The 16269-nt window shown below is 67.5% G+C and carries 14 protein-coding genes and 1 other RNA gene; 7 read left to right on the top strand and 8 right to left on the bottom strand.

What is annotated here, in order from left to right; all coding sequences use genetic code 11:
- Positions 1-175: 175 nt before the first annotated feature.
- The 3 genes from asnB to JI751_RS12825 are packed head-to-tail and all read right to left on the bottom strand — an operon-like array spanning position 176 to position 4182.
- Positions 176-2065, bottom strand: a complete 1890-nt coding sequence (gene asnB / locus JI751_RS12835; RefSeq protein ID WP_201936847.1) for an asparagine synthase (glutamine-hydrolyzing) — start codon at positions 2063-2065, stop codon at positions 176-178.
- A gap of 43 nt (positions 2066-2108) precedes the next feature.
- A complete protein-coding gene (locus JI751_RS12830) occupies positions 2109-2795 on the bottom strand; it encodes a LuxR C-terminal-related transcriptional regulator (protein ID WP_201936845.1) in 687 nt (228 codons plus the stop codon).
- On the bottom strand, positions 2770-4182 hold the full coding sequence (locus JI751_RS12825) for a sensor histidine kinase (RefSeq protein WP_201936842.1): 1413 nt from the start codon (positions 4180-4182) through the stop codon (positions 2770-2772). Before JI751_RS12825 ends, JI751_RS12830 begins: the two co-directional genes overlap by 26 nt.
- Positions 4183-4615: 433 nt before the next feature.
- On the opposite strand from JI751_RS12825, the gene JI751_RS21870 reads away from it, so the two are divergent.
- Both JI751_RS21870 and JI751_RS12815 read left to right on the top strand, forming a co-directional pair.
- Entirely contained in the window at positions 4616-5332 is a 717-nt protein-coding gene (locus JI751_RS21870) for a helix-turn-helix transcriptional regulator (RefSeq protein ID WP_201936840.1), read from the top strand.
- A 65-nt stretch (positions 5333-5397) separates the two neighbouring features.
- On the top strand, positions 5398-6471 hold the full coding sequence (locus JI751_RS12815; RefSeq protein WP_201936838.1) for an acyltransferase family protein: 1074 nt from the start codon (positions 5398-5400) through the stop codon (positions 6469-6471).
- 91 nt (positions 6472-6562) lie between these two features.
- On the opposite strand, the gene JI751_RS12810 is transcribed toward JI751_RS12815, so the two are convergent.
- On the bottom strand, positions 6563-7156 hold the full coding sequence (locus JI751_RS12810; RefSeq protein ID WP_201936837.1) for a hypothetical protein: 594 nt from the start codon (positions 7154-7156) through the stop codon (positions 6563-6565).
- A gap of 321 nt (positions 7157-7477) precedes the next feature.
- Between JI751_RS12810 and JI751_RS12805 the strand changes: the two genes are divergently transcribed.
- From JI751_RS12805 to JI751_RS12795, 3 genes are all read left to right on the top strand, one after another.
- Positions 7478-7975 carry a hypothetical protein gene (locus JI751_RS12805; RefSeq protein WP_201936835.1) on the top strand — a complete coding sequence of 166 codons (498 nt, stop codon included), beginning with the start codon at positions 7478-7480 and terminating at the stop codon, positions 7973-7975.
- Positions 7976-8100: 125 nt separating this feature from the next.
- The gene (locus JI751_RS12800; protein ID WP_201936833.1) at positions 8101-8427 is read left to right on the top strand and encodes a nucleotide pyrophosphohydrolase; all 327 of its coding nucleotides are present in this window, start codon (positions 8101-8103) and stop codon (positions 8425-8427) included.
- Positions 8408-10126: a DNA/RNA helicase domain-containing protein gene (locus JI751_RS12795; protein ID WP_201936831.1), complete on the top strand. Its 1719-nt coding sequence runs from the start codon at positions 8408-8410 to the stop codon at positions 10124-10126. The genes JI751_RS12800 and JI751_RS12795 overlap by 20 nt, the downstream gene beginning before the upstream one ends.
- A gap of 119 nt (positions 10127-10245) precedes the next feature.
- On the opposite strand, the gene JI751_RS12790 is transcribed toward JI751_RS12795, so the two are convergent.
- Positions 10246-10401 (bottom strand): hypothetical protein, encoded by a 156-nt coding sequence (locus JI751_RS12790; RefSeq protein WP_201936829.1) that lies wholly within the window; start codon positions 10399-10401, stop codon positions 10246-10248.
- On the opposite strand from JI751_RS12790, the gene JI751_RS12785 reads away from it, so the two are divergent.
- Both JI751_RS12785 and JI751_RS12780 read left to right on the top strand, forming a co-directional pair.
- Positions 10400-11023, top strand: a complete 624-nt coding sequence (locus tag JI751_RS12785) for a tyrosine-type recombinase/integrase (RefSeq protein ID WP_201936827.1) — start codon at positions 10400-10402, stop codon at positions 11021-11023. The genes JI751_RS12790 and JI751_RS12785 overlap by 2 nt on opposite strands.
- A 44-nt stretch (positions 11024-11067) precedes the next feature.
- The gene (locus tag JI751_RS12780; RefSeq protein ID WP_201936825.1) at positions 11068-11535 is read left to right on the top strand and encodes a tyrosine-type recombinase/integrase; all 468 of its coding nucleotides are present in this window, start codon (positions 11068-11070) and stop codon (positions 11533-11535) included.
- A gap of 153 nt (positions 11536-11688) precedes the next feature.
- Here the strand turns inward: JI751_RS12780 and JI751_RS12775 are convergent, their stop codons facing one another.
- The 3 genes from JI751_RS12775 to rnpB all read right to left on the bottom strand — a co-directional run bounded on the left by JI751_RS12775 (position 11689) and on the right by rnpB (position 16266).
- Complete coding sequence (locus JI751_RS12775) at positions 11689-14355, bottom strand: outer membrane protein assembly factor BamB family protein (RefSeq protein ID WP_201936823.1); 2667 nt, start codon at positions 14353-14355, stop codon at positions 11689-11691.
- Positions 14356-14825: 470 nt separating this feature from the next.
- A complete protein-coding gene (locus tag JI751_RS21865; RefSeq protein WP_201936821.1) occupies positions 14826-15743 on the bottom strand; it encodes a nuclease-related domain-containing protein in 918 nt (305 codons plus the stop codon).
- 148 nt (positions 15744-15891) lie between these two features.
- Positions 15892-16266, bottom strand: an RNA gene (gene rnpB / locus JI751_RS12765) — RNase P RNA component class A.
- Positions 16267-16269: the final 3 nt, after the last annotated feature.

The raw sequence follows: 16269 nt of genomic DNA, 5'->3' as shown, positions 1-16269 counted from the left end.
CCGATGGCTCGCCTTGGGAGGTGCACTTGCTGTGCAACCGCCCGTGGCGGTTGCACACACACCAACGGGGCCCCCAACCCCGTTCGACCGGCGCGAGCCAAGGCGCGACGGCCCAGGAGCCCCCACCTGGGCCGTCGTGACCGCTACCGCACGCCGGTGGTGGTGGCGGGGACAGTCAGGGGTGGGTCGCCGGCCGGGTGGGAATGTGGTCGCCCCGAGGGCCCGGCACCACGGGCGTCGAGCCGAAGAAGCACTCGTGCCACATCTCGAGGCACAGCAGCGTCCACAGCCGGATCTCCTCGTTGGCGCCGCGCTCGTGACGGTCGAGGAGGTCGCGCACGGCCGCGCCGTCGAGGGTCTGGGCGACCCACGAGCCCGACCCCGTGAGCCGGTCGCGGGCGGTGTCGCGCAGCCCCGAGCGGAACCAGGAGTCAAGCGGGACGCGGAAGCCGACCTTGGGGCGGTCGACCACCTCGGGGGGTAGCAGCGGACGTGCGACCTCGCGCAGCACCCACTTCGTCGTGCCCGACCGCACCTTCACCGAGGTCGGCAGGCGGAACGCGAGCTCGACCAGGTGGTGGTCGAGCAGCGGCGGGCGCAGCTCGAGCGAGGCCGCCATGGACATGCGGTCACCCCGCTCGAGGAGGTTGTCGGGCAGCCACTGGCGCAGGTCGTGGCGCAGCATCCGGTCGACGGCGTCGACCCCGCTCGCCGGGGCCGCTCGCCGGTCCGCTGGTGGCGCTGTCCCGAGGAGTCGCCGCCGTTCCTCACCGGTGAACGGGGCGAACCAGGTGTCGTGCTGCTCCGCGACGTCCCCGGCAGCGATCGCGCGCAGGGCCGTGCGGGCGCGGGCGTGCCGCCCCAGGCGCCGTTCGACCGGCCCGGCCAGACCGGTCCGGAGCCCGGCGGGCAGTCGGGTGGCGTGCTCCGCGAGCTGCGCGAAGCGGTACTTGGGATAACCGGCGAACAGCTCGTCGCCGCCCTCGCCGGACAGCACGACGCGGACGTGCTCGCGGGCGGCCCGGGCCAGTCCGTACACCGCGACGTCAGAGGCCTCCGAGATCGGGGCGTCCCGGTGCCAGGTCAGCCGTCCCCACAGCCGTTCGAAGTCGCCTGCGTCGAGGACGACCTCGTGGTGACGCGTGCCGAGGAGGGCGCTGACGCGGCGCGCCCACGGCAGCTCGTCCTGCGGGTGGTCGCCGAAGCCGGCCGAGAACGTGTGCACCGGCTCGTCCCCGACGACCTGTCGTACGTGCGCGACGATCAGGCTGCTGTCGAGGCCTCCCGACAGGTAGGCGCCGACCGGCACGTCCGCGACGAGGGCGGCCCGGACGGCCTCACGGATGCCGTCCCCGACCGCTTCGACGGCGTCCTGCGGGCTCCACGTGCCCTCGCGGTCGCACTCGGGCGGCGACCAGTAGTGGGCCTCCTCGACGTGGCCGCCGGGCATGATCGCGAGCCGGTGGGCGGGTCGTACCTTCTTCACGCCCTCGAAGAGGGTGTCGGGGGCCGGCACCGAACGCGACCCCAGGTAGGCGTGGAGGCTGCGGTGGTCCACCTCGGGACGCGGTCCGACGGCGAGCAGGACCTTCGCCTCGGAGCCGAAGGCGATGCCGCCCGGCACGTGCCGGTAGTGCAGCGGCAGGACGCCCAGCCGGTCGCGGACCAGGTGGGTGGTGTCGGTGCGCAGGTCGTGCGCGACGAACGCGAACTGTCCCTCGAGGCGCTCGACGAAGCTGATCCCCTCGACGGCCAGTCCGGCGACCACGACCTCGGTGTCACCGGACGTGCGGAAGGGGTAGTCCAGGTGGGCGCGCAGGGCCGCGTGGTTGAAGATCTCGCCGTTGAAGGCCAGCACCCACCGGCCGTCGGCGGACTGCATCGGCTGGTGGGAGTGCTCGACGTCGATGATCGGCAGGCGCGTGTGGGCGAGCCCGATGTCGTCGCCGACCCAGACGGCGCTCTCGTCCGGACCCCGGTGCTCCATCACCCGGGTCATCTCGTGGAGCGCCTCGACCGGGACCGGCCCAGCGGCGAACACGCGGATGCCGCCGACGCCGCACATCAGCGTCCGCCGTCCCGCGCCCGGCCGCGACCGTCGGCGGTGCTCATGCGCCGCGCTTCCAGCCGACCTGGTTGGCCATGCCGACGGCGGCCAGCTGCGAGGACACCTCGAGCTTGCCGAGGATCGACTTGACCTGGGTGCGGACCGTCGCCTCGGACACCACGCTCTCCTCGGAGATGGCTCGCACCGTCCGGCCCTCGATGAGCGCGCCGAGCACCTGTCGTTCCCTCGGGGTGAGGAGGTCGAGCCGGCGCCGGAGGTCGTCGTTGGTCCTGCGGTCCTGCATCCACGCGTCGAGCAGCTCCTCGAGCTCCTCGCGCTTGATGACCGGAAGCCCCTGGTGCAGGCGCCGCACCGTGGCCAGGGCCTGCTGCAGCGCGCCGCTCTTGGGCAGGACCTTGCGTGCACCGAGTCGCATGCAGCCGCCCCAGCGTCCGCGGTCCTCGGACGCTGTCAGCACGACGACGTTGGCACCGGCCTGGGCGAGCGGCCCGATCAGGTTGACGCCGTCACCGAACCTGCCGAGGTCGAGGTCGAGGAGCACGGTCCGCGGGTTGGCCCGGAGAGCCAGGGAACGGACCGTCGCCATCGAACCGCCCTCGTCGGGCAGCTCGAGGCGTCGCGCGTCGTAGCCCTCGAGCGACAGTGCGAGCTCCAGCGACTCGGCGAAGAGCACGTGGTCGTCGATGATCAGGACGCGGTGGTCAGCCCTGGCGGCGCTGTGCGACATGGGTGTCGCCTTCCGAGATGTTCTCCACCGACTGTCGGGGCGCCGGGAGCGAGATGACGAATCTCGACCCGGCCTCGGCGGGTGCGTCGACGAGCTGAAGCGTGCCGCCGTCCCGGGCGACCAGGCGCTGGGCGAGATTCAGCCCGATACCTTCCCCGGGGGAGTCGTCACGCCGGTCGCCCCAGTCGAAGATCCGCTCGCGCAGCTCGGGGGGCACCCCGGTGCCGTCGTCGGTGACCGAGATGTCCACCGTGCCGTCCTTGCCGGGGGCGACGTCCACGCGACTCGTGTCGCACCCTCCGTGCGTGGCGGCGTTGTCCAGCAGGATGTTGATCACCTCGGCCAACGCGTCCTGGCGTCCTTCCACCAGGCCTCCGCAGCCCTGCATCTCCACCCGACGTCCCTTCGACCGCTGCATGTCGAGCACCGGGCTGAGCGCGTCGGCCACGTCGACGGTGGTCGCGGCCTCCTCCTGCGTGGAGAGCAGTCGTTGCATGCGCTCCAGCTCACTGCGCACCGACCCCAGCAGGTGCGAGCGCACGTCGACCGGGACTGCGGGGTTGTCGAGCATCTCGGAGCCGTTGACAAGCCCGGCGACGGTGCTGCGCAGCTCGTGCATCCGCTCGCGCATGTCGCGCGTGCTCGCCTCGACCGTGTGGTGGATCTCCTCGCGCGTGCGCTGGGAGCTGCGCTCCGAGGCACGCTGCACCGCTGACCACGCCGCGCCGATCCAGGCGGCGCCGGCGGCTGCCAGGCCGACGAGGACCATCCCGTCCGCGTCGGACGCCGGGACGAGCCGAAGCACGAGCACCGCGCACACGAGCACAGCCGTCACGGTGAGCAGGGTCGAGGTGCGCCGCGGGACCGCGACGACCGCGACCACGATCGCGACCACGGCGAGGTGCGTCGCTGCGACGAGGCAGACCATGGCCACCGCAACAGGACGGACCGGCACTGCCAGGGGGACGAGCAACGACAGGTGGGCAGCCGCGAGCTGGCCCATGCCGATGCCGATCGCGAAGCTGTCGTCCGCGAGGTGCCGCTCGTCCCACACCTCGTACAGGGCGACGAGCACGAGGGCCACGCCGACCAGTCCGAGAACCGCGAGGGTGACGAGCACCGGCGCGCTCCTCGGCGGTGGCAGGGCGATGGCGGGCAGGCCCACCAGGACCGCCTGGGCCGCGAGCATCGCCCCCACCGCGGACGCGAGCCCCCAGCGCGCCCTGCCGAGCCTGCGCCACCCGCAGGTGGCTGCGATGACAGCGCCTGCGACGAAGACGCCGCTCACCACGCCCTCGGCGGCCGAGTGCGACGCCCTCTGCTCGACGGTCCATGCTGCCGATGTCAACGCGGCGAACGATGCCACCGCGACGATGCCCGCACCCATCCCGTGATGTCGTTGCGTGCGTGCGTAGAACCCCTCACCCATCTTATTTCCCCCCCAGGAAATCCCCGTGCCCCAAAGGGCCGCGTGCTTCGTCGTGCCCTATCCGAGATTGGTTCCAGATCGGTCGACGTGTCCATCGATTGTGTGGGTCTACCCAGAATGGGGCACACGTGGTCTGAACCGGTTGATGGCAGCCCAGCAGCAGCGGGCGTCAAGTCGACGTCAAGGAACCTGCGCGTTCGTGTCTCACGCTCCCCGGGCTGAGCGTGAGCGCACCGCCTCGCGGTTCGGTGAGCCGTGACGAAAACTGTTGACGCGCGATGCGGCTTCCCCAATTCGGTGCACGTTCCCCAAACCCCGTCCATCACGACCTCCGCGGGCGTCAGCGTGTGCTCTCGACAGTCGACCGGGGGCGCAGTGGCGAGGAGGCGTGGTGGCCGGACCCGTGCCTGTCTGCGTCGTCTCGCCCTACCTGCTGGTCGCCGAGGCGGTCGCGGCGGGGCTCCGATCGGTGGGGATGCTGGCGGAGGTTCGGTCGTGGGAGGCGGCGGTGCGCGAGCGCGACCCCGACGACCGCGATCCGCAGCTGCCGCACCACCTGGTGGTGATCCTCGAGGGCAGCGAGCACAGCAGTGTCGTGGACGAGGTGAGCCGCATCGTGGAGGCGGGTGTGGTCGGGGTCCTGGTCGCGACGCCCGCGCCCGGGCTCGTCCCGTGGGGCGAGCTGCTCGAGGCCGACACGTTCGACGTCGTCTCGTCGGTGCGCTCGGTGTCCGACTTCGGCGCACTGGTCGAGCACTTCGTCGCCGGCAGGTCGCCCATGAGCCCGCAGGTGCGCGCGGCGCTCCGGGACGCCTGGCAGTCGGCCGACGACCGGCGCCAGCGCCTGCGCCTCCTCCTCGACTCCCTCTCGCCGCAGCAGCGACGCGTGCTCGACCTGCTGGCGTCGGGACGCGGCGTGGACGAGGTGGGTGAGGTCATGGGGGTCGCCCGCGGGACGGTCCGCAGCCACGTGAAGGCGATGCGGGCCAAGCTCGGGGCTCGCACTCAGCTGGAGGCCGTGGCGATGCTCAAGGAGCTCGACGACAGCGGCGAGATCACGGTTCCGCAACCACGCCGCGCGACGTCGGGAAGCCGGACCCCGGCCTGACGTCCGCGCCATTCTACCGCGAAAAGGTGACGAGGGTGGCGGTGTCCCGACCGTAGCGTCGTGGGGTGGACCGTGTGGCCGAGTCGCTGCAACGCCAGCCATGGCGCCTCCGGTGGCGTGCGCCGCTCGACGGCGTGCGCGGCGGCGCGATCCTCCTCGTGATCGCCGGACACGCCCACCTGCCGCGCACCGTGGGAGCCGGCCAGACCGGCGTACGGCTCTTCTTCTGCCTCTCCGGCTTCCTCATCACGGCCTTGGTCGTCCAGGAGCTGCGGGACACGGGGCGCCTGGACTTCCGCGACTTCTACCGCCGCCGGGCACTGCGGCTCCTGCCTGCCCTGGTGGCGAGCACCGCGCTCGTGGTCGTGGTCGGCATGGTCGTGGGCGGGTGGTTCGCGCAGTGGCGCGACGTGCTGGCGGTCCTGCTCTACGTCGGCAACTGGCGGCTCGTCGACGACGGTCTGGGCGGTCTCGCAGGGACGTGGTCGCTGTCCGTCGAGGAGCAGTTCTACCTGCTGTGGCCGGCGCTCCTGGTGCTGCTCGCCCGGGTGTCCACCCGTGTGCTGTGCCTCGTCGCCGTCGGGGGAGTGGCCGCATCGCTGGCCGTACGCCTGGCCACCTGGTCGGACGGCGACCCCGCGATGCTGTCGTACGGCACCCAGATGCACGTCGACGCACTGCTCGGCGGGGGACTGCTGGCGGTCGCGCTCGTCGGCCGTCGTACGCCGATCTGGTCGGGCTGGTGGGCGGTGCCCGCCGCCCTCGTCATCCTGGTCGGCGGCACGGCCGAGGGAGCGTCCTTCTACCTCGTGACCGGACTTGCGAGCCTCGTCGGGGGCCTCTGGATGGTCGCCGTCGGAGCGCTGGCCCGAGACGGTGGGCCGCTGTCCTGGTCGTGGCTGGGCTGGCTCGGCAGACGCTCGTACGGCATCTACCTCTACCACTGCCCGGTGGTCTTCTACCTCGACCTGCAGCACCCCCAGCTGCAGTGGTGGTGGCGGCTCCCGATCATCCTCGCGTTCGGACTGGGCCTCGCCGTGATCTCGTGGCGCTGGGTCGAGCAGCCGTTCCTCCGGCGCAAGCACCGGACGGAACGACCAGTGGCCGCTCCCGCCCCGCTCGCGCAGGTCGACGGCTGACGGGGAGTGGGTCGGCCTGTAGGCCGAGTTCTGCAGCCCGCGGGGTGCGGCTTGTCAGCCCGGTCGGACCTCGTCGAGCACCTAGGACGTGCTAGCCGATCCAGATGGTGCGGGACACCGATCCAGTGAGGTCGCTGCTGGACCGTGTCACCGCGCGCACAGCCACTCTCTGGCCTCGATACCGTGCCGGCAGGGTCACTGACCCTGAGTCGTCCGTCGACGTCTTGCTGATCGTGCGCCACGAGCCGCCGGGTCGACGAGACTGCAAGCGAACTGAGGCATACGAGGTGCCGAAGTAGCCAGCCGGCCGCTCGTCCTTTGCCGTCACGTTGAAACGAACCACCTGTCCCTTGGCTGGCGACTTGGGTACGGCCTTCAGAGTCGTCTTGGTCATCGGCAATCGGAACGTCACGAGGGCCGGTGCAGCGGTGATAGGCACGCAGTCGTAGTCAGGGTCACACGCCTCGCCAGTGCCTTGGACTCGGTAGGTGCCGGCCAGGTTCGGGGAGTCGCACAAGGAGAACGAGTCGGTTCCGCTTGCGGCCGAGCCGTAGACGTACGCGCCGGAGGTCTCGTTACCGTCTGGCGCAAAAAGCTGCAGATCCATGTTCCAGTAGCTGGTGTATCCAGCGGGCAGCGCGGCCGCATACGTGAAGTCGTAGTCACCGCAGCTGTCGAACAGCACGCCTCCCGGCATGCTCACACTCACTTCGCTTGCGGCGTGTGCCGCCGGCGCGAATGCTAGCGGGCCCAGGAGGCCGGAAAGGGCAAGAAGAGTAATTCGACGCATAGGCCGACGTTACGTTCGGCCAGTGCGTCCAGTCATACGTTTGCGCGCGCTTGCACCCCCACGGGTGGGTTCTCCGCGGAGTTCGCGATTCGGCCTCATGCGCAGGGTTGCCCTGACACGATGGCCCGCGCGTCGCGGCATCCGTTCGCGGCCATCGTTGGGGGAAGTCAACTGAGCTTCACCTATGTCTCATTCACACAGGACCGAAGGACAGGTATGCGCATCAACAAGAAGGCCGTTGGCATCGCCGGCGCGGTGATCGCGGTCGCGGCACTCTCCGGGAGTGGCACTGCGGTCGCCGCTGGACTGATTACCACCAATCAGATCAAGGACAGTGCAATCACCACGGGGAAGGTGAAGAACGGGACGTTGACCCTGAAGGACTTCAAGGCAAGCGAGCGCGCCAAGCTAGTCGGTCCTGCCGGCCCTGCCGGGGTGACCGGTATGACGGGCCCCGCCGGTGCGAGTGCAAGCGCCAGCCAGGCGATCGTGCAGGGGCCGACCGTCACCGTTGCGGCCTACGACATCGGCTACGCCGACGCGTATTGCCCGGCAGGTAAGAAGATCACCGGCGGCGGCTACTTTGCGAGTGTCGCCATCCCGGCGTCCAGCGGTCCGGCGGCACCGTCTCCGACGACGGGATGGCGAACGGTCATCAACAACAGCGACAACCCAGTCGCTGTGGACGTGTACGCGTTCGCCGTCTGCGCCTAGGTCGACCCAAAGACAAGAGCCCCGACCCTGGGAGGGCCGGGGCTCTTGTCTGCCGGCCGGAGACCAGCGGTTGCGTCTGAAGCAAACGGCACTGCCTGGTCTGAGGGTGCGATTAGTCTGCGGTCATGCCTGCTGACCTAGTGATGACACAGCTGCGCGCATTCGTTGCCGAGCGGGACTGGGATCAGTTCCACAGTCCATCGAACCTCGCCAAGTCGATCTCCATCGAGGCCGGGGAGCTGCTCGAGTGTTTTCAGTGGTCGGATGCCAGCGACCTCGACAGGACAGTGGCCGAGCTCGCCGACGTGATGACCTACTGCTTGCTCCTCAGCGACAAGTTGGGGGTCGACCCCAACGGAATCGTGCTGGCGAAGCTGGAAGAGACGAAGAGGAAGTATCCGATCGAGAAGGCCGCTGGCCGAAGCACGAAGTATGACCGGCTTCCGGATTGAGAAGGGGCCGTTCGCGGCTACTCAGATAGAGGCGTGGATGGGACTCGACCCGCGCTTTCGCAACTGGCCCGTCGTGTACGCGCTCGACGGTGATGACCAGATCTATGTCGGCGAGTCGCTGGGTGTCGCCAATCGTTTCCGCCAGCATCTCGCATCGAAGGACAAGCGGCACCTTAAGGGCGCCCGTGTCGTGCTCGACTCGACGTTCAACAAGTCCGTGTGTCTAGATCTGGAAGCATTCCTGATCCAGAGGCTCTCCGGCGATGGGACGTACCAAGTCACCAACCGCAACGTCGGCATCTCCGATCGTGACTACTACGGTCGCGAGGAGTATCAAAAAGTCTTCGCCGACATCTTCGAAGAGCTGCGCCGCGACGGTCTCTTCAGCCGTTCGCTCCCGGAGATCGAAAACTCCGACCTGTTCAAGTTGTCGCCGTTCAAGGCACTCACCGATGACCAGGAGATCGTCGTCCTCGACATCCTCGAGGGGCTGTTTGACGACGTCGAAGCCGGAAGGCCCAGCCAGATCGTGGTGCAAGGTGAGCCGGGCACCGGCAAGACCGTTGTGGCCGTCTACCTGATGAAGCTGCTCAGCGACATCAGGGCGTCTGATTCAAAACAGCAGGTCGAATCAGAGTCGCCGCTCGCCGAGTTCTTCGCAGAGGGCTACCCGGAGCTCCTCCACAACTTTCGGATCGGGTTCGTCGTCCCGCAGATGTCATTGCGAAAGACGATCCAGCGCGTCTTCAAGCGCACCCCAGGGCTCAGCGCACCGATGGCGATGTCTCCGTTCGAGATGGGCAACAGCAGGGAACGATTCGATCTCCTCATCGTCGATGAGGCCCACCGCCTCCGGCAGAGTGGGAACCAGCCGGCCGGGCCCTTGTACAAGATGTTCTCCGACATCAATGTGAAGCTGTTCGGACGCGATGACCCCGACCTCACCCAGCTCGATTGGGTGAAGGCCATGAGCACACACCAGATCTACCTGTTGGATTCCGCGCAGAGCATCCACACCGGCGACGTCCCGAGCCGTGCGCTCGATGCCTTAACGACAACGAGCGACGCGTCGCATCGCCGCTACCGACTGACCTCGCAGATGCGCGTCCAGGCTGGAGAGGACTACGTCGGCTATGTACGTGGCGTACTGAGCGACATCCCGCCAGCGCCGCGACGATTTGCCGGGTACGACCTTCGCTTCTTCGATGACTTGGGCCAGATGCGCCGACTGATCCTGCAACGTGATCGGGAGGTCGGACTCGCGCGCTTGGTCGCAGGCTTCGCCTGGCCATGGATCAGTCGAAAGGACAAGGCGGCCTACGACATCGACATCGACGGCGTCCGGGTGCGCTGGAACGGCACCGACGTGGATTGGGTCAACTCACCGGGCTCGGTCGACGAAGTGGGTGTCATCCACACCATCCAGGGCTACGACCTCAATTACGCGGGCGTCATCATCGGACCGGACCTGCGCTACGACGCAGTCCGTGGCGAAATCCGTTTCGACCGCCGGAACTACTTCGACCCCACCGCTGCGAACAACATGCCGCGACGCGGGATCTCGTTCACCGACGAGGACATCCTCGGGTTGGTGGAGAACATCTACGCCGTGCTGCTGACGCGCGGAATGCTGGGAACGTACGTCTACGTGTGCGACCTGCCATTGCGTGAACGCCTACGGCCCTACTTCCAACACTGATCAAACCTCCAGCGTTCGGCGCGCGTCCAGGCAGCTGACCTTTGAGGTTCGACCACTAACGGCCCTCTGACCAACGCACCAGCTGATGCGTCGCCGCCCTTCGCCCTCGGACCGGTGCATCACAGGGCGCAGTGACGCCCCTCGCGCCAGAGTTCTTCAAGATCGGCCGCCACCTCGTCACCACGGTCGGCGACGTACGGCGGTTCATCCGCGAGCAGCGCCGTCAGCAGCAAGGCGCTCTCTGACAGCTCACCGACCTCGTTCCGAGGAGCCATGGCCAACATCCAGAAGCGGCCGGACGGCCGGTGGCGTGCGCGCTACCGCGACGAAGCCGGCCAGGAGCACGCAAAGCACTTCACCCGGAAGCTCGACGCCCAGCGGTGGATCGACGAGGTGACGACCTCGCTCGTCATCGGCCAGTACGTCGATCCCCGCGCCGGCAAGATCACCTTCAAGGAGTACGCCGAGCAGTGGCGCGCCGCGCAGGTGCATCGACCCACCAGCGAGGCGTACGTCGAAGGCGTGCTCAGGCGGCATGTCTATCCGATCTTCGGTGCCCGGCCGATCGGCAGCGTCCTGCCCTCGGAGGTGCAAGCGTGGGTCAAGCTCCTCGGCACGGGGGACCGGGCCGCCAAGCGCAAACCGCTGGCGCCCGCGACGGTCGGTGTGATCCACGGCGTGGTGTCGGGGATCTTCCGGTCGGCGATCCGCGACCGCAGGATCATGGCGAACCCCTGCGAAGGCACTCGGCTGCCGCGGGTCGAACGTCGGCGGGTCATGCCGCTCACCACCGCTCAGGTCGAGACGCTGCGCGAGCACCTGCCCGACGACCTCAAGGCACTGGTTACCTTGGCCGCCGGTACCGGCATGCGCCAAGGAGAGAGATCTTCGGCCTGACCCGCAACAGACTCCGCCTGCTCGGCGCCAACCCGGTTGTGACCGTGGACCGTCAGTTGCTGACGCGACTCAACCGCGTCACGGAGTTCGGCCCGCTCAAGACGCGAGCGAGCTACCGCACGATCCCGTTGCCGGCGACCGTCGTCGACGCACTCAACGGTCATCTGGCAGCTCGTGACATCGGCGATGAGGACCTTGTCTTCACCCTCGACGGCCGTCCGATCACCCGCCAAGCCTTCGGCCACGTCTGGCGTCCCGTCGCGAAGGTGGCTGGACTGAACCAAGCCACCGGACCCGGGATGCACGCTTTGCGCCACTACTACGCCTCGCTGCTCATCAGGTACGGCGAGTCGGTCAAGACCGTCCAGGCGCGCCTCGGGCATGCTTCCGCGTCCGAGACGCTCGACACCTACAGCCACCTGTGGCCGGACTCGGACGATCGGACACGGGAGGCGATCGATTCTGTGCTCGGGCGGCCTCAGGGGAGTGGAGTCGAAGTGCCCGGCGCATAGAACCCAATGTTCTTAGGGTCGTCGAGTACGTACGGTCCTGCTCATGAAGGATGACGAAGACGGTGAACTACGCCGAGTCGAAGACTCGCTTCGGCAAAGTGCTCGACATCGTCGTCGACGATCGTGAGGAGGTCGTCGTCCCGCGTCCCTCACTCACAATCGCCTCCACTTCGAAGGGTTACCGGCCGAATCAAGGACGCAGACCCATCGCGGCGGGCGTATGGACCGAACCACGACGGTCTTGTCGAGCTTCCTGATCCCGAGGCGGGTGCGTCCACGGAGCGTCACTGTGCGGGCGCCTCTGACGCTCTTCTTAGTGGCAACCACAACGCGGGAGATTCCGGATGCGACGTCAGAGCCGACAACCTTAATGCGGTACGACCGGGGTGCGGCGCGCGGATTCCACTCGTCCGTTTCGACGCTGCGCCTGGCCGATGCGATGTCGGACAGTGCGGCCTTCTGCAGCGAGGGCACGGTCTCGTCCAGGATGATGTCGTCGGTGTAGTTCACATTCGGGTCCCCGGCTCCTCTGAACCGCACATACATCGTCTTTGGAAGGCGTTCAGCACCCGAAGACCTCAATGTCCATGGGACCGAGGTTGCCAATGGCAGCGTGGTCGTTCCACCCTGAGCACCGAAGCCTCCGTCGTTCGAGACAAGGGCGTGGCTCGCAAAAGGTGGCCACACCACAGACAACCGCACCTCAGGGTCGTTAGTGGCGATGTCCCCGTTGTTGATTGAAACGCCGATCTCGCCCAGGGGCGGGGCGGGGCGCACGTCCACCGTGGTCGAGGTCGTAGACGTGAGACCGGCAGCATCGGTCACCCGCAGCCCCACAGAGTGCGGACCGGCCGACTCGAAGCTGGTGCTCGCGGCTGCACCGCGCGCGTCACCGAAAGTCCCGTTCCCGTCCAGGTCCCACTCAATGAGCGACAACGCTCCGTTAAAGTCGCGAGAGCCCGAGGCGTTGAGATTCACGCTCTGCCCGGTCATAATCACGCCCGGCTTAGCACCGAAGGCAGCCGTCGGCGGGATAGCGACAGTCAATTGGTGGGTTTGACTCATGGTGGACAGCCCGCCGCGGTCAACTGCGCGCACAGCCACCGTGTGCACGCCGTCAGTGAGAGCCGATAAGGGATCGCTCGCGCATCCACCAGTGGCGCAGGCTGTTGCCGGGACCGTCGCAACGACATTTCCGTCGACGAGAATCTCGTAACGCACGGTGCCCGATGTGACATCTACGGCCGGGGTCCACCGGAGCGCCGCATCGGCCTCCGTCGCGACAGTCGAACCTGATGGAACGGAAAGGTCGAAGGACGGTGGCGGCACGGTGTCGACAACTAACGTCCTAGCACTGCTCGTGCTGGCGTTCCCAACTCGATCAGTTGTGCGCAGACGCCACGAGTAGGTGCCGTCGGGCACCGGGGTTGCCTGCCAAGACGTGGCCGAACCCGGTAGGACATTAGAGCTGGAGAAGCCCTCGACAATGACCTGATGCGATGCCAGTCCGGACCCTTCACCATCATCGGTTCGCCACGAGAAGTTCGGCGTGTTTGTCGTCGCGAATTCGACCGGATTTGGGTTCAACTCGAGTGCTGTAGGTGCTGCGATGTCTCGAACTGCGACCAGCGTTGCGGCGCCAGCGTTGATGGCGCGCCAGTAATAGACGGTTCCGTCTGCGTATGCCGGTGCCGAGCCCGCTGAAGCCGCCCAGGGTGTGGTCAGCTCACGAACGGTTCCAGTGTCCACGTTGAAGACCTGAGATCCCGCGAAGAGCCGCCTGCCGGCCACGATGAGGCCGCTGGGTGCTCCAGGCAACGTCGAAGACGTTGCCCACTCCGTGGCCCCAGTCGCTCGGTCCAGCGCAATCACTTGACCGGGGAAGTTGCCGTCGGGATGAAAGTAATAGGAGACGAACACTTTGTCGGCCGAGACGGCTACCTCGTACGGGTATTCCTGTTGGCCAAGCAAATGCGTCCACAGGACGGAACCGGTCTGTACGTTGCGTGCGACAACCGTGAAGCGCCCAGGCGTGTCGACGTTAGGTTCCCTGAGGTAGTAGGCAACGCCATCGTCCGCGACCGGTTGCCCGTAGAGCGACGTCCGCGTATCCCGCCACAGCTCTGCGCCGTCGGAGAGCGATCGGGCGACCACTTCTCGGGCGCTCCAGTAGGTCTTCTGAGGGTCGTGCCCGATGACGACGCCGGCGTTCACGAGCGGGGCGCTGTTGTTGCCGGGCGCACCATCGAGCCCCGAGACGGCGACGCGAGACTGCAGGGCTCCGTCTTCTGCTGCGAAGGAGAACGTGCACCCGCGCACCACACCCTCGTACTCGCCGCACAGATCGTCACGGCCTTGGGCGTAGACGTGCCCCTCGGCGACGACAGGTCCTCCCCAGACCCCTCCGTTGTCCATGTCAGTGCGCCAAGCTTGAGTGCCGTCCGCGACTCGGTATGCGGCAATGCCATAACCGGTGCCCACGTAGACGCGCTGCCCGTCCGTTGCGGGGCAAGTAGGGCCTGCTGGCGCGAAGGTGCCCGTCGTCCAAATCTCGCGGCCGTCGGACGTATCGAATGCAGCAAGACGAACCTGCGACGGGTTCGGAGCAACCACCATCGAAAAGAGGCGTCCGCCGGCTTTGACCACGCAACTTGGTGCGCTCGGTGAGACAGTGGTCGACTGCCACGCAACTCCGAATGACGTTCCCGGATCAAACGTGCTGGCGGGATTGCGGCCTGCGCCACCCCGCACCGAGGTCCAGTCCTCGGCGGATGCCCACGGCGCGATGGTCAGAGACGTAACAAGGGCCAGCGCAGCCACAACTAGACGGCTAGCAGATCGAGACATTGAGGAACTCCGCGTGGTGTGTCGACGACAGCAGGCTTCACCACGGGCGCAGGAGCCCGAGTCGCTGCCTCCGGCACCATAAGCGTGACCGCGCTGCTCAGTCCCGCAAACGATCAAACCAAGGGAAACCTGAGGTGTGGCTCGACAAGATCCCAGATTGTCTACCGTTCTCAGGATGCGCGGAGCGCTAACCGTCAAAGTGGGACACATGCGGCCCGCAGCTACACGGCGAGTGTAGGCGGTGCGGACGTATGGGGGTGTCACGGACCCTCAGAACAAGGCGACGCTGCCCATTGCTAAAAACGGCGACGAGGGCCGCATGAAGCCTCGAACATCGCAGTGCCGTCCGCGTTTCGGAGTTGGGCGTCTCGACCGTCGCCGCCGCCTGCCCCATCGGGCAGACGACCCTGGGTGCTGAGTCTGCAGTGAATTGGTTGTGCGAGTCAGGCGGGCGGGAGGGCTTCAGCAATGGATCGGTGCAGAGTGGCGACGTTGAGCTGAAGTGGCTCTGGCACCGTGAGACGCGAGTAGAGCTTCTTTGGCCACAGGACCTCCACTCCGCGGGTCGTGAAGGATCCTTCGATCAGCGGCCAGTCGGCATCGATGAAGCAGAGGACCCCGGTGACAGGAACGCCCTTTCCGACGATGGCGCGCACGAGGCCAACCTGCTTGAGGACGCCATCCACAAGATTGGTGCGGTCGCGACCACCGACCAGCAGCTTCTCTGTGCGGGGACGGAGGAGTCCGCCCTCGACCTTCAGCGTCGGACGGTGGCTCGGGTAGCGCTTGGGGTCGATGACGCAGACGCCGGTTGAGGTGACGGCGATGTGGTCGATGTTGGCGCGGGTGCCAGGGATGCGGCGGTCGTGGAGGACCCGGAGCGTGTCAGAAGCGAGCTCGTTGAGCTTCTGGCCCAGTCGCTCCTCGCCGATGGCACCGGTGTCCCAGGCCTTCGTTGGTTGCCGTTCGTCGGACAGGGCAAGGATCAGGCCGCCGAGCTTGGGGTGCTTCTCGCGGACCTTCGCTTCGTCCTTGGCCCGGCGGCGCTCGTACTCGCGGCGGGCTGAGGCGCCTGGCGTGCCGGAGTCGAGGGGATCTTGGTTTCGTGACGGGCGCGGAGCGCCCTCCTCAACCAGCGGTTCTGCGCGAGCGCTCCTCTCGACCAGCGGGGGAGAGGGGTCTCGTGACGGGTGCGGGGCGCCTTCCTCGACCAGCGGATCAATACTGCAGGCGAGGCAGCGGACGGTCTTGGTTGAGCGCTCGTAGATCGCCTCCACGCGGGCCGCCAGTTCGGCTTCGCAGACCCGGCACACGCCGGCGTACCGGAGCTTCGCCCGCTTCTCGTCGGGACCTTCGGACACACCGCGACCCTAGGTCGGGACGCGCCGGTTCGATGGCGATTCAGGCCGATCAACGACGGTAGTTGAAGACGGAAGAGTTTTCTCTTGCGGACTATCTGCGGACTACAGCGGTGTTGTGATCACGTTTTCGCAGGTCAGAGGCCTGTAGGGAGTGGGTCGGCCTGTAGGCCGGGTTCTGTCCCGCTTGCGCGGGGGCGACCATCCATCTGCGACGACCGTTGCCGGCCGCCTGGTGCGATCTACCCGGATGCTCGGGCGGGCCGCCCTCGAACGCATCCTGTCTGATCTTGCTCCGGGTGGGGTTTGCCTAGCTGCGCCGGTCGCCCGGCGCACTGGTGGTCTCTTGCACCACCGTTTCACCCTTACCGGTGCCATGCCGAAGCACGGACCGGCGGTCTGTTCTCTGTGGCACTGATCCCGCGGGTTGCCCCGGGTGGCTGTTGGCCACCACCCTGCCCTGTGGAGCCCGGACCTTCCTCGACTCCTCACCGAAGTGCGGAGCCGCGGCCGCCCGGCCGACCCACTC

Origin of the sequence: Nocardioides baculatus (assembly GCF_016735675.1) — a bacterium.
Taxonomy (GTDB): Bacteria; Actinomycetota; Actinomycetes; order Propionibacteriales; family Nocardioidaceae; genus Nocardioides; species Nocardioides baculatus.
The sequence above is the reverse complement of the archived record's forward strand: the minus strand, read 5'-3'. Positions and strand labels throughout refer to the sequence as shown.

What these genes read in the sequence shown, in the direction of transcription:
- JI751_RS12830 (WP_201936845.1), bottom strand. Translation starts at nt 2,795, where the DNA reads ATGTCGCACAGCGCCGCCAGGGCTGACCACCGCGTCCTGATCATCGAC.
- JI751_RS12790 (WP_201936829.1), bottom strand. Translation starts at nt 10,401, where the DNA reads ATGGCTCCTCGGAACGAGGTCGGTGAGCTGTCAGAGAGCGCCTTGCTG.
- JI751_RS12800 (WP_201936833.1), top strand. Translation starts at nt 8,101, where the DNA reads ATGCCTGCTGACCTAGTGATGACACAGCTGCGCGCATTCGTTGCCGAG.
- JI751_RS12805 (WP_201936835.1), top strand. Translation starts at nt 7,478, where the DNA reads ATGCGCATCAACAAGAAGGCCGTTGGCATCGCCGGCGCGGTGATCGCG.
- JI751_RS12825 (WP_201936842.1), bottom strand. Translation starts at nt 4,182, where the DNA reads ATGGGTGCGGGCATCGTCGCGGTGGCATCGTTCGCCGCGTTGACATCG.
- JI751_RS12795 (WP_201936831.1), top strand. Translation starts at nt 8,408, where the DNA reads ATGACCGGCTTCCGGATTGAGAAGGGGCCGTTCGCGGCTACTCAGATA.
- asnB (WP_201936847.1), bottom strand. Translation starts at nt 2,065, where the DNA reads ATGTGCGGCGTCGGCGGCATCCGCGTGTTCGCCGCTGGGCCGGTCCCG.
- JI751_RS12785 (WP_201936827.1), top strand. Translation starts at nt 10,400, where the DNA reads ATGGCCAACATCCAGAAGCGGCCGGACGGCCGGTGGCGTGCGCGCTAC.